This window comes from Peptacetobacter sp. AB800 (assembly GCF_047807365.1).
Classification (GTDB): domain Bacteria; phylum Bacillota; class Clostridia; order Peptostreptococcales; family Peptostreptococcaceae; genus Peptacetobacter.
On sequence record NZ_JBLOUI010000001.1, the window covers coordinates 92,202 to 104,583 of the forward strand.

Annotated in this window: 11 protein-coding genes and 1 other annotated feature (1 of these 12 running past the window's edge); of the genes, 1 reads left to right on the forward strand and 10 read right to left on the reverse strand. The window is 31.6% G+C overall.

Features of this window, described 5'->3' with window-relative positions; all coding sequences use genetic code 11:
- Positions 1-2: 2 nt before the first annotated feature.
- The 4 genes from ACK2WN_RS00410 to ACK2WN_RS00425 form a co-directional block, all read right to left on the reverse strand.
- A complete protein-coding gene (locus tag ACK2WN_RS00410; protein ID WP_330000401.1) occupies positions 3-593 on the reverse strand; it encodes a site-2 protease family protein in 591 nt (196 codons plus the stop codon).
- A 203-nt stretch (positions 594-796) separates the two neighbouring features.
- On the reverse strand, positions 797-2,071 hold the full coding sequence (locus ACK2WN_RS00415; protein WP_118548123.1) for a glucose-6-phosphate isomerase: 1,275 nt from the start codon (positions 2,069-2,071) through the stop codon (positions 797-799).
- Positions 2,072-2,262: 191 nt separating this feature from the next.
- The gene (locus tag ACK2WN_RS00420; protein WP_300530982.1) at positions 2,263-2,469 is read right to left on the reverse strand and encodes a hypothetical protein; all 207 of its coding nucleotides are present in this window, start codon (positions 2,467-2,469) and stop codon (positions 2,263-2,265) included.
- Between the two features lie 87 nt (positions 2,470-2,556).
- On the reverse strand, positions 2,557-4,233 hold the full coding sequence (locus ACK2WN_RS00425; protein ID WP_416154521.1) for a ribonuclease J: 1,677 nt from the start codon (positions 4,231-4,233) through the stop codon (positions 2,557-2,559).
- 509 nt (positions 4,234-4,742) lie between these two features.
- On the opposite strand from ACK2WN_RS00425, the gene ACK2WN_RS00430 reads away from it, so the two are divergent.
- On the forward strand, positions 4,743-5,480 hold the full coding sequence (locus ACK2WN_RS00430) for a metal-dependent hydrolase (RefSeq protein ID WP_300530987.1): 738 nt from the start codon (positions 4,743-4,745) through the stop codon (positions 5,478-5,480).
- A gap of 91 nt (positions 5,481-5,571) precedes the next feature.
- On the opposite strand, the gene ACK2WN_RS00435 is transcribed toward ACK2WN_RS00430, so the two are convergent.
- The 6 genes from ACK2WN_RS00435 to alaS form a co-directional block, all read right to left on the reverse strand.
- Positions 5,572-6,027, reverse strand: a complete 456-nt coding sequence (locus ACK2WN_RS00435; protein ID WP_083780557.1) for a Fur family transcriptional regulator — start codon at positions 6,025-6,027, stop codon at positions 5,572-5,574.
- 96 nt (positions 6,028-6,123) lie between these two features.
- Complete coding sequence (locus tag ACK2WN_RS00440; protein ID WP_050754671.1) at positions 6,124-6,390, reverse strand: DUF1292 domain-containing protein; 267 nt, start codon at positions 6,388-6,390, stop codon at positions 6,124-6,126.
- Positions 6,391-6,563: 173 nt separating this feature from the next.
- Positions 6,564-6,986 (reverse strand): Holliday junction resolvase RuvX, encoded by a 423-nt coding sequence (gene ruvX / locus ACK2WN_RS00445; RefSeq protein WP_006440123.1) that lies wholly within the window; start codon positions 6,984-6,986, stop codon positions 6,564-6,566.
- Positions 6,973-9,192, reverse strand: a complete 2,220-nt coding sequence (locus ACK2WN_RS00450) for a hypothetical protein (RefSeq protein ID WP_416154522.1) — start codon at positions 9,190-9,192, stop codon at positions 6,973-6,975. The genes ruvX and ACK2WN_RS00450 overlap by 14 nt, the downstream gene beginning before the upstream one ends.
- A gap of 4 nt (positions 9,193-9,196) precedes the next feature.
- The gene (locus ACK2WN_RS00455; RefSeq protein ID WP_006440121.1) at positions 9,197-9,454 is read right to left on the reverse strand and encodes an IreB family regulatory phosphoprotein; all 258 of its coding nucleotides are present in this window, start codon (positions 9,452-9,454) and stop codon (positions 9,197-9,199) included.
- Between the two features lie 28 nt (positions 9,455-9,482).
- Positions 9,483-12,119 (reverse strand): alanine--tRNA ligase, encoded by a 2,637-nt coding sequence (alaS, locus tag ACK2WN_RS00460; protein ID WP_416154523.1) that lies wholly within the window; start codon positions 12,117-12,119, stop codon positions 9,483-9,485.
- A gap of 68 nt (positions 12,120-12,187) precedes the next feature.
- Positions 12,188-12,382: a binding site (T-box leader), on the reverse strand; it runs 29 nt beyond the window's last position.

Here is a 12,382-nt window from a genome sequence, read left to right on the forward strand (position 1 = left end):
TATTAAAACATAAACATCTGTACTATTGTTGCAAATAAACCATGTATAGGATTTATTATTATTCTATACGCACCAGTTATAAGAAGTAATATAAGTACAAATCCACTTATTCTTTCAAATTTGTACGCATATTCTCTCCACTGATATGGTATAAATGTTTCTATTACTCCCCATCCATCTAGTGGTGGTACCGGAAGTAAGTTAAATGCAGCAAACCCTATATTATATATTATACATGTATATGTTAAAACCTGTACTCCATATATAGGAACATTTTTGTAAATTGTAGCACATACTATAGCTGTAAGTAGATTGCAGCATACTCCTGCAATAGATACTATAAAGTTCCCTACTCTGTAGTTTTTGTAATTCATAGGATTTACTGGAACTGGTTTAGCCCAACCTATGTGGAATATTATCATCGCAAGTAGTCCAAGTGGGTCTACGTGCTTTATAGGGTTTAATGTCATCCTTCCATATAATTTAGCTGTATCATCTCCTAAAAGATGCGCTGAATAAGCGTGTCCAAATTCATGTACTGATATTGCGATTGCTATCCCTGCAGCAGTCGCCACTATTGTTGCTATATCCATAAAATCTTTTCCTTTCAAAATTATTTTAATCATTATATATTATATTAATTATTATATATTATAACTAATATATTCAGATTTATCAAATTAGGTTTTGTGGATATTTTTAAATTTTTAGCTTTATTTTTCAAAACTTTTTTATTTTTATTATTCTCATAAAAAAAGATGCCTCAGCTAGAGACATCTTTTACAAATCTATAATATTAGTTTTTTCCTAATAATTTGAACATGTTCTTTTTATAAACTTCAACACCTGGCTGGTTGAATGGGTTTATATCTATCATGTAGCAAGTCATTGCACAAGCTCTAAAGAAGAAGTAGCATAAGTATCCAAAGCTCTTAGCACTCATATCATCTACAGTTATTAAAAGGTTTGGTACTCCACCTGTATTTTCGTGAGCATCTAATGTACCCTGCATTGCCATTTTATTTATCCAGTCTACATTTTTACCAGCTAAGTAGTTCATTCCGTCCATATTTTCTTCATCTGAAGGGAATATAACATCTTCTATTGGTTTTTCAAATAATACTAATGTTTCAAATAAACATTTAGTTCCATCCTGAACAAACTGTCCTAATGAGTGAAGGTCTGTTGAGAATGTAGCACTACATGGTAATACACCTTTTCCATCTTTACCTTCTGATTCACCAAATAACTGTTTCCACCATTCAGCAAGCATTGTTGTATTTAAGTCGTAAGTTACGAACATTTCTGCGTTTTTACCTTTTCCTTCTAAAACTCTTCTAGCTACTGCATATGCATAAGCTGGGTTTTTAGTAAGGTCTGGATCTGCTAAATCGTTGTAAGCTTCTTCAACACCTGCCATTAAATCATCTATGCTTATTCCAGCAACTGCTATTGGTAATAGACCAACTGGAGTTATAACAGAGTATCTACCACCTATATCATCTGGTATTACGAAAGTAGTATAACCTTCTTTGTCAGACATAGCTCTTAATGTACCTCTTGATTTATCAGTTGTTGCAAATATTCTATTTTTAGCTTCGTCTTTTCCGTATTTCTTTTCCATGAACTGTTTTAATAAACGGAAAGCTAAAGCTGTTTCAGTTGTTGTTCCTGATTTAGATATTACGTTTACACAAACTTCTTTGTTTTCTATATATTTCATAACCTGCGCTATGTATGTAGAAGAGAATGTGTTACCAACGAATATTATTTCTGGTTTTTTGTCAGCATATAATCCGTTTATCATTTCTATAGCTGCACGAGCACCTAAGTATGATCCACCTATACCACATACAAGGAATACGTCACAGTTTTCTCTTATGTATTTAGCACTTTCTTTTACTTTTTCAAATTCTTCTTTATCGTAGTTTTTATACCAATCTACCCATCCTAAGAAATCATTTCCTGTTCCTGTTTTTTCTACTATTTCTTTGTGAAGAGCATTAACTCTGTCCTGATGAGCTAATATTTCTTCCATTTTACATGCATGTGAAGCATCAAATTTTATCATAATATTTTTCTCCTTTGTATTTATTTTATATAGCTTTCCCACCTTAAAATATATACACTTTATAAGGATATATTATACCAATTTTCAATTTTAGTAAAGCCTAACTTTTGGCTATATTACTAGGTTTTAACAATATTTTTTCAAGAAATCGTTTTTTCTATTATATATAATAACTATCTCAAAAATATTTTTTATTTATTTTTTGTGGATTCTGCTTTTTTTATATCAGATATTCTTTTTAATTCGTAAATAGATACTGCTAAACATCCTGCTGCACTTATAAGTGTCATTGTAGATTTATCAATTCCACTAAAATAAACATACATACACGCTACTGTTAAAAAAGCAAATCCTGCAGCAGCTCCAAATCTAGTCTTTGTTGTAATCTTTTTTCTCAATTTAAACTCTCCTAACTCTAAAATTTAAACTTATATATATAAAAAGCCGGAATAGAATTCCGGCCATTTATTTCTATTATACAAATCCTAAACTTCCATTATTATAGGTAGTATCATTGGATTTCTCTTTGTCTTCTGGTAAAGATATTCTTTTAACTGTTCTTTTATATTGTTCTTTAGATATGCCCATTCTTTTATGTTGTGTTCTTCACATTCACTTAGCACATCTCTAACTATCTGTTTAGCTCCATCCATAAGGTCTTCAGATTCTCTTACATATACAAATCCTCTTGATATTATATCTGGACCTGCAAGCACTCTTCCTTCTTCTTTAGATATTGTTACAACTATTGTCATAAGTCCATCTTCAGAAAGGTGTTTTCTATCTCTAAGTACTATGTTTCCAACATCCCCAACACCTAGTCCATCTACTAGTATATTTCCTGTTGCAACCTTACCTTTTATAGAGGCTTCATCTTTGTTTACTTCTAGTATATCTCCATTATTTATAACGAAGATATCTTCTTTATTCATTCCAAGGCCTCTAGCAAGCTCAGCATGTTTTTTAAGCATTCTATATTCACCGTGAGCTGGTAAGAAGAATTTAGGCTTAACTAATCTAAGCATTAATTTTAATTCCTGCTGACATGCATGTCCTGAAACGTGTATGTCTGCTATATCACTAGAAACAACTTCAGCACCTTTTTCAAGTAAGAAGTTTATTACCTTAGATATCAGTTTTTCGTTACCTGGAATTGGATGAGCTGATATTATAACAAGGTCACCTTCTTTTATTTCTATTTTCTTGTGTTCTGAATTTGCCATTCTTGCAAGTGCTGACATAGGTTCTCCCTGTGAACCAGTAGTTATTATTACTAGTTCTTTGTCTTCATAGTTACCTACATCATTTAAATCTATTATCATATCGTCTTCTACTTCAAGATATCCAAGTTCTTTTGCTACGTTTACTACATTTAACATAGATCTTCCTGAAACAGTAACTTTTCTACCGTGTTTTTTAGCCGCATCTACAACCTGCTGTAATCTATGTATATTTGATGCGAATGTAGCAACTATTATTCTGCTATCCCCTGCTTTAGTGAATAAATCATCTAAACCTATTCCAACTTTTTTCTCTGATTTAGTATATCCTGGTCTTTCAGCATTAGTACTATCTGAAAGCATTAGGATTACTCCTTCTTCACTTAATTCACATATTCTCCGGAAATCCATTACATCTCCGTCTATTGGTGTTAAGTCTACTTTAAAGTCTCCTGTGTGGAATATTACACCCTGGTCTGTATGTACAGCTATAGAATATGAATCCGGTATACTGTGAGTAGTTTTTATAAACTCTACTTCCATATTTCTAAGCTTTATAACTTCACGTGGTTTTATTATATGAAGTTCTACATTTTCTAATTTATGTTCTTTTAATTTAACCTCTAAAAGACCCATGCTTAATCTCGAACCGTATACTGGTATATTTATCTTCTTTAATAGATAAGGTAAAGCACCTATATGGTCTTCATGGCCGTGTGTTATAAATATCCCTTTTATTTTATCCCTATTTTTAACTAAATAAGTTATATCCGGTATAACTATGTCTATACCTAGCATTTCGTCTTCTGGGAAGCTCAAACCTGCATCGATTATCATTATCTCGTCTCTATACTCGATAACAGTCATGTTCTTTCCTATCTCATTCATTCCCCCAAGAGGAATGACCTTTATCTGTTCATCGTTTTTAAACAATAACATCATCTCCTTCTATTTATTTTTTTATATTTTTCATTCAATCATAATCCTTTAAAATAATTTAAAACTCTAATCATTTTAGTGTATATATACGCTCTCCCTAAAATTCTATATAAATCTACATACACATCGTATCTACAAAAATATATCCGGTAAAACAGGATTTCTCCGCAATAAAATCCTGGTTATATGCTACCGGAAATTTTCGTTTTACAGATTAAATTTTTAATAATTCTTCACGACCACTTTACCAGTTAATATTATTGTAACATAGATTACATTATAATTTAAGATTTATTTATATTTCTAAAATAATTAACATTTCACTATTTAACACAAATTCTCTATTTTTCAATATCCTCGTTGAATTTTTTTAATTTTTCTTTATAAAAAATTCAGATATTTTTCATAAACATTTTTTATCTTTAAACTATATTTTCTTAAACAATATGATATAATTAATTGTAATTTATAGAAACACACGTTCTGTAAAAATATTATCTTGGAGGTAAAAAATGCGAGGTAAAACTCATTGTGCTGTAGGAATTATAGCCGGTATTCAATTATCACTAGTATTATCACAACCTATAACCCCTACTAGTATTCTGACTTCCGCTGTATTTTCTACGCTCCCGGATTTAGATAAATCCAACTCTATAATAGCTGGGACAATTTTTAGAAAGAAATTTTCAAAGTTTTTATATAAGTTGCTTATTTTTTCGCTGAATCTTTTTATATTTTTCCTATCTATAAAAGTCAGCAGTAGCTTTTTTATAAGCGCAGTTATTACATTTTTTGCAATAGCATTTTTAGAAAAAAAGCTCACCCATTACAATATGAGAAAATCTCTTATTACAGCTACCTTGCTTCTTTTAGCATTGGTTTTAATAATTTCTAAAGTAGATATATCTTTTGTCATACCTATTTTAGTATTTTCGGTATTTCCATGGCTAAAGCATAGAAACTTTTCTCATAGTATTTTAATGGTTTTAATAGTTTATATAATTATGAATCCACTAGGAGAGTTTTTTAACTACGATTCATTAGGGCTTATGGCTTCCTCTATGTATCTACTTCATATAATTTGCGATATGTTCACAAAACGGGGTGTAGCTATCTTCTACCCATTCTCAAAGAATATGATTTCTGTGGGATATATAAGAGTTGGTGGAAGGTTTAGTAATATAATAGAAAGTCTATTAGTCTTTGTTTTAATTTTATTTACAATATATCTTGTTTTTAAATTTGTATAAAAGACAATAAAAAAAGAACTATCTATAAATCTTTTGTTTATGATTTATATATAGTTCTTTATTATTGTCTAATTTTTTTATTTTTGTATATTTATTTATCTTTTTTCATCTCTCTATAACAGTCTTCACAATATCCATCGAATTTAAGATCATGATTAACTACATGGAATTTGTAGTTTTCCTGAATTTTCATTTCTATATCTTTAAGAAGATCTTCTTCAACACCAATTATTTTTCCACAGTTTTTACATACTAAATGATGATGATTGTGTCCTTCATTATCAAGGTCTATTTCATATCTTATACAGCCATCATCTAAATTTAACTTTGATATAGCTCCTATTTCGTCTAATAGCTGCATCGTTCTATATACTGTTGCTAAACCTATTTCTGGGCAATTTTCTCTTACTTTATCGTATATTTCCTCACTGCTAAGATGATAGTATCGATTTTCAAGAAGAACTTCTATTATAGCTCTCCTTTGTGGAGTAATCTTAAAGCCTGTCTTTTTTAGTTTTTCTTTTAAAAGATCCATTCCATTATTCATATTTACCACACCTTTTCTCATTTATTAATCAATATAAGTTAAAATAAATGCTGTAATAGAGCTTAACTCTACTACAGCATTATATAATTTTACTTATTATTCATCAAAGTTAAGACCTTCTTCTTCCATTAAAGCTTCGTAAACAGCTACAACAGTTGAATACTCATTGTCGTCTTCTAATGGAACTAGCATTTCTCCCTGTTCGTCTTCATCTATTCTATATATATATGCTTCTTCGTCTTCGTTGTCTTCTAAAGGCATTAATATAGCATACTCTTTTTCTTCTGCTTCTAAAGTTAATATTATCTCAAAAGGTACTTCTTCTCCATTTTCATCTATTAGGTTTACTACATTTTCATTCATTTCTTCCATTGGTCTCACCTCATTACCTATTATTTGATTTTATTATATAACAAATTTTATATAATAACAATTACGTTTTCTTACTTATTAATCTCTTACATATGAAAATCAATCAATTATCATCTATTCTATATGATAATACCCAAATTTTCATACTTTATTCAATTTTTTTGTTATTTAACTTTAAAATCTAAATATCCTTGAAGAATTAATACCGCTGCCATCATGTCTATTACATTTTTTCTTTTCTTTCTGCTTACATCTGCAGTTATAAGAGTTTTTTCAGCTGCAACGGTAGTAAGTCTTTCATCCCAAAATTCTATTTCTAGTCCTGTTTCTTCTTTTATTAATTCACAGAATTTCTGTACTTTTTCGCCCTGAGGACCAACAGTACCATTCATATTTTTAGGAAGACCAGATACTATTAGATTTACCTGTTTTTCTTTTATTATCTGTTTTATTTCTTCTATATCGTTCTTTTTGCTAGTTCTTTTTATAGTCTTGATACCCTGAGCTGTCATTCCCATAAGGTCACTTACTGCAACACCTATAGTTTTATCTCCTATATCAAGGCCCATTATTCTACCTGTTAGCATCTATTTTCTCCTTTTTATCCTCGTTTAAAATCATATTTATAGTTATTATCATCACCGGTATAAGGATATATATAGATGCAGTAGAGGCTGCTACTATACCAGAGTCGTTTACTAGTAGAGTTATTATACAACCTACCATAGCTGCAACAAATCCTCTAAATACCATAGGATATTTACCTGCTATTACTCTAAAGTGTTTATTTGGTTTGAATATTAATGCTGCGATTATAACTATTCCAACTATTAATATATTAACCCATACACTAGTCTGTGCTAATTTAACATTCATCTGGATTTTTCTAGTAAATATAAGAACTATTTCACCTGGTCCATTTAACATTATCTGCTGAACAAATAGTCCTAAGTGAGATGGACTTCCTGAAGATAAATCCATAAATGCAAACACTCCAACTACTGCAACAACTGCAAGACCTATTCCTACAATCTTTTTCCAGTCAACTTTAACATTGTACATAAGAAGCACAAATAGTAAATATGCAGCGCATTCAGATATCGCACCACCGACATTTGCACCCATAGATGGATATGCACTAGTTATTAATATTACACCAAATGAAGCTGCAGCAACCCATTTTGGTATTTTTTTGTAGTATAGAAGTACTGCAAATGCAAATACTGCACTTCCTATAGTAACACCTTCATATTCATTTCCTATACCGTAGTATCTAGCACCTACCATAGCATCGTAACTCATTATGTTATTTTTCATAAGATATGTTCCAAATACAGCATCTACGGCAATCAGCACTATAGTAACAAGTGCTATGAATCCCATCTGTTTTAGATCATCATCTTTAAACATAGCCTTAGCTATGAAGTATATTAAGAATGTCACACCTATTACAGCTAAAGACATACTTACCTGTCCACTAAAATCAAATATTGGAGCTACCATAAATGATAACGGCATTATTATACCGAATTTGATAAGCTCTTTAAGTATAGTAAACAGTTTATCTTTATATTTTGGAGCAATTCTCTTAGCTAAAAGTACTGCTATTAAGCCTATTACCCAAGACGCAGACACTACTCCTACAAAAGTATTTACAACACCAGCTCTTATTAAAGCTGCTGAATTTATTTTTGAGTATTCTTTCTGAAGAAACTCTATATTATTTTCTTTTTCAACATTAGAGATAGTTCTACCTAACATCATTTCATTAGATAAACCAAAATGGTTAAGTATGTCTACACCTATATCCATATTTGCTATTATCCCATCTCTTCTTGTTGTAGCTGAAGTTAATACTCCTTTTCCAGAAACTCCTTTAGAGAATTTCATAACTGGAGAAAGTCTTTTCTTATTGCTGTAATCTAAATTGCTAGGGAATGCACTTACTATATAAACAGTGTCGTTTTCACCTACCATAGAAAATACATCTTTTAGATAAGAATTTATTCTGCTGTATGTTTTAGCTTTCATCTTAGCATAAGTATTTTCATTTAGATTCATTTTATACTCATCTAGTCTATATGTATCCCCTAGGTCTACATATACGGCATCAGTGTTCTTATAAAGTTCTTTTGTTTCAGCTTTAAGTTTTTTATAATCTGTAGAGATTCCAAATGGCATACTATTATCTTTTATATTGATATCGTCTATATTACCATAATCAACTCTTCCATAATTATCCATAGCTGCAAAAGCTACATTTCTATTTTTTACAAGAGTCCCATCGTAATCGTGGTAATCAGCATTACCTATTACTGATGTCTTATATCCATTTTCAGAAAGAATCTGCCCTACCATACCAAGAGTAGATTCAAACTCTCCCTTTTCAATATTCTCATTAGAAGACCTATTTGCCTCCATATTGACTATTTTTTTAGCTTTTTTGCCTGTAGAAGCTTCATATTCTTTAGCTTCGGCTGCATTTGGCTGTACAAAATCTACAGCAACTTTTTTATCAAACTGGGCTATTGTAGATCTCCCTGTAGCTCCCATAGTAGCTAAACTTCTTGCGTCGTCGTTACCCTGGTCACCCTTGATATTCATAAATCCTACATAGCCTTCTTTTTCAACTCTATTTCCAATCTCTTTTATGTTCATCATATTTTCAAGACTAGTTCTACTCATATTTATAAATATAACTTTTCCTCTTGCTGATTCTGCATTTACAGTAGAAAAAGCAGAACTAAAAATTATAAATAGAGATGCAAGTATTGATATAAACTTTCTGAACATTTATTTACCTACTTTCCTCTAGATATTTAGTTATAACCTCTTCAAGAATTTCATCTCTTTCAAATCTTCTGATTATCCCTCTTGCGTCCTTATAACTAGTTATATAACTAGAATCTCCTGATAGGAGATATCCTATTATTTGGTTTACGGGGTTATACCCTTTTTCTTTAAGGGCCCCATAAACTATTTTCATCGCTTCTTCAACAGTCATTTTTTCCTGCTGTGCTCCTTCAAATTTCATAGTGAAATCCATATTATCCATTTATCTCATTCCTCCTTTTTTAGAGAAATTATTTTACCTGAGATTCTATAACTTCCTTAGCATAATTTAAAGCTTCGTCAACTTTTGCTGGTTCTGTAGCACCTGCCTGAGCCATGTTAGGTCTACCTCCACCTTTTCCGCCAGCTATCTTAGCTACTTCTCTTACTATATTTCCAGAATGAACACCTTTTTCTATAACGTCTTTAGTTGCAGTAACAACAAAGTTTACTTTTCCATCAGCAACATTTGCTAATACAACTACACCACTTCCCATTTTATCCCTTAAATTATCAGCAGTATCTCTTAAAGTATTCATATCCATATTTTCGTATTTATTAGTAACTAGGTTAACACCTTTCACTTCTACTTTTGAATCTAAAGCAGAGTCAGCTGACTGCATACTTATCTGAGTTTTTAAATTATGTAATTCTTTCTCTAAGTTTTTATTTTCCTCTAAAACATTTTCTACTCTGTGTAAAAGTCCATCTTCTTTAGCTTTTATTGTAGCACAAACTTTGGCAATTAACTCATCTTTTTTGTTCATATATTCATAAACTGCTTTTCCAGTTACTGCTTCTATTCTTCTAACACCTGCAGCTACACCGCCTTCAGATATTATTTTGAACATTCCAGCCTGTGCAGTATTTGAAAGGTGAGCACCTCCACAAAGTTCCATTGAGTAATCTCCCATAGAAACTACTCTAACTTCATTTCCGTATTTTTCACCGAATAATGCTGCAGCTCCTTTAGCTTTTGCTGCATTTATATCCATTGTTTCAGCTACTACATCGTAAGCGTTGAATATAGCATTGTTTACTTTTTCTTCTATTGTTTTTAATTCTTCTTTTGTAACTGCTTCAAAGTGAGTAAAGTCGAATCTTAATCTATCTGCAGTAACTAATGAACCTGCCTGGTTTGCATGATCCCCTAATACTTCTTTTAATGCTTTGTGTAATAAGTGAGTTGCAGTATGGTTTCTTGAACATGCCATTCTGTTTTCTCTATCTACTTCACAAGTTAAAACATCTCCAGCTTTTAATTCACCTGCTACTACTGTACCAAAGTGTTTTATACTTCCTGCTGGACCTTTTTTAGTATTTTTAACAGCTACTGTACAATTATCATTTTTAAGAACACCGCAGTCTCCTGCCTGTCCACCACCTTCTGGATAGAAGTTAGTTTTGTCTAATACTACAACAACATCTTTTCCTTCAGATGCTGATTCTACTATTTCAGAATCTTCAACTATAGCTAATACTTTACCTTCACCTGTTAATTCAACGTACCCTACAAATTCAGATTCTACATTTTCTTCTTTAGCAAGAGGATCTTCTTTCCAGCTTTCACCGTCCATGTTTCCTCTAGCTGTTCTAGCTCTTTCTTTCTGTTTTTCCATTTCTTCGCTGAATTCTTCTTCATTAACAGAAAGACCTTCTTCTCTTAATATTTCAACTGTTAAATCTAGAGGGAATCCATATGTATCGTAAAGCTTAAATGCTATTTCTCCGCTAAGAACTGTTTTTCCTTCTTTTTTAAGTTCTTCTTTATAAGAATTTAACATTTCCATTCCCTGATCTATTGTTTCATTGAATTTTTCTTCTTCTATTTTTATAACTTTTTTGATGTAATCTTCTTTTTCTACTAATTCTGGATAAGCATCTCCACTAACTTTTATAACTTCATCAACTAATCCATTTAAGAATGTTCCTTTTATTCCAAGAAGTTTACCATGTCTAGCAGCTCTTCTTAATAATCTTCTTAATATATATCCTCTACCTTCATTTGATGGTAATACTCCATCTGCTATAAGGAATGATACGGCTCTTATGTGGTCAGTTATTATTCTTATAGATTTATCATTTGCTTTATCTTTTCCGTATTCTACACCTGCAACTTTAGAAACAGCTTCTAAAACTGAATGTATAGTATCTACTTCGAATATATTGTCAACACCCTGCATTATACAAGCTATTCTTTCAAGTCCCATACCTGTATCTATGTTTTTATTTTCTAATTCGCTGTAGCTTCCATCTTCTTCTTTAGAGAACTGAGTGAATACGTGGTTCCAGAATTCTAAGAATCTATCGCAGTCACATCCTGGTTTACAATCAGGGCTATCACATCCGTATTCTTCTCCTCTATCGAAGTATATTTCTGAACAAGGTCCACATGGTCCAAGACCTATTTCCCAGAAGTTGTCGTCTTTTCCAAGTCTAACTATTCTTTCTTCAGGGAATCCCATTTCTTTTGACCATATATCAAATGCTTCGTCGTCTTCTTCATATACAGTAACCCATATTTTTTCTTCTGGTATGTTTAGCCATTTAGTAGCAAACTCCCATCCCCAAGCTAATGATTCTCTTTTGAAGTAATCACCAAATGAGAAGTTTCCTAGCATTTCAAAGAATGTAGCGTGTCTAGCTGTAACACCGACATTTTCTATATCCCCTGTTCTTATACATTTCTGACAAGTAGCCATTCTGTTCTTTGGTGGAACTTCTACTCCTGAGAAATAGTTTTTAAGAGGAGCCATACCAGCATTTATTAAAAGTAAACTCTTGTCGTTGTTTGGTACAAGAGGATAACTAGCTCCTACATAATGATCTTTAGTTTTGAAGAACTCTAAAAATTTACTTCTTATTTCGTTTAAACCCATTTTTTCCATAACATTTGCCTCCCAATTTTTATATTTTTTCGTTTCGGAAAATAAAAAAACTCGCTCCCTATGATAAACATAGGGGCGAGTATTATTCGCGGTACCACCCTAATTTACAGATAAATATCTGCTTCTCCGGTAATCCTTAGCTATAACGTCGCTACCGTAAATCTCTAATAGTAAAATACGTTCAAGATTTATGCTCCAAGACTGCTTCAATCTGCCTATTCCAAGGGTTCTCAGCTATTCCCTCTCTCTGTGCAAAATCAGTA

Bases quoted from the DNA above. Each gene is read 5' to 3' on its own strand.
- ACK2WN_RS00410 (WP_330000401.1), bottom strand. From the start codon at position 593: ATGGATATAGCAACAATAGTGGCGACTGCTGCAGGGATAGCAATCGCA.
- ACK2WN_RS00415 (WP_118548123.1), bottom strand. From the start codon at position 2,071: ATGATAAAATTTGATGCTTCACATGCATGTAAAATGGAAGAAATATTA.
- ACK2WN_RS00425 (WP_416154521.1), bottom strand. From the start codon at position 4,233: ATGATGTTATTGTTTAAAAACGATGAACAGATAAAGGTCATTCCTCTT.
- ACK2WN_RS00430 (WP_300530987.1), top strand. From the start codon at position 4,743: ATGCGAGGTAAAACTCATTGTGCTGTAGGAATTATAGCCGGTATTCAA.
- ACK2WN_RS00435 (WP_083780557.1), bottom strand. From the start codon at position 6,027: ATGAATAATGGAATGGATCTTTTAAAAGAAAAACTAAAAAAGACAGGC.
- ACK2WN_RS00440 (WP_050754671.1), bottom strand. From the start codon at position 6,390: ATGAATGAAAATGTAGTAAACCTAATAGATGAAAATGGAGAAGAAGTA.
- ruvX (WP_006440123.1), bottom strand. From the start codon at position 6,986: ATGCTAACAGGTAGAATAATGGGCCTTGATATAGGAGATAAAACTATA.
- ACK2WN_RS00450 (WP_416154522.1), bottom strand. From the start codon at position 9,192: ATGTTCAGAAAGTTTATATCAATACTTGCATCTCTATTTATAATTTTT.
- ACK2WN_RS00455 (WP_006440121.1), bottom strand. From the start codon at position 9,454: ATGGATAATATGGATTTCACTATGAAATTTGAAGGAGCACAGCAGGAA.
- alaS (WP_416154523.1), bottom strand. From the start codon at position 12,119: ATGGAAAAAATGGGTTTAAACGAAATAAGAAGTAAATTTTTAGAGTTC.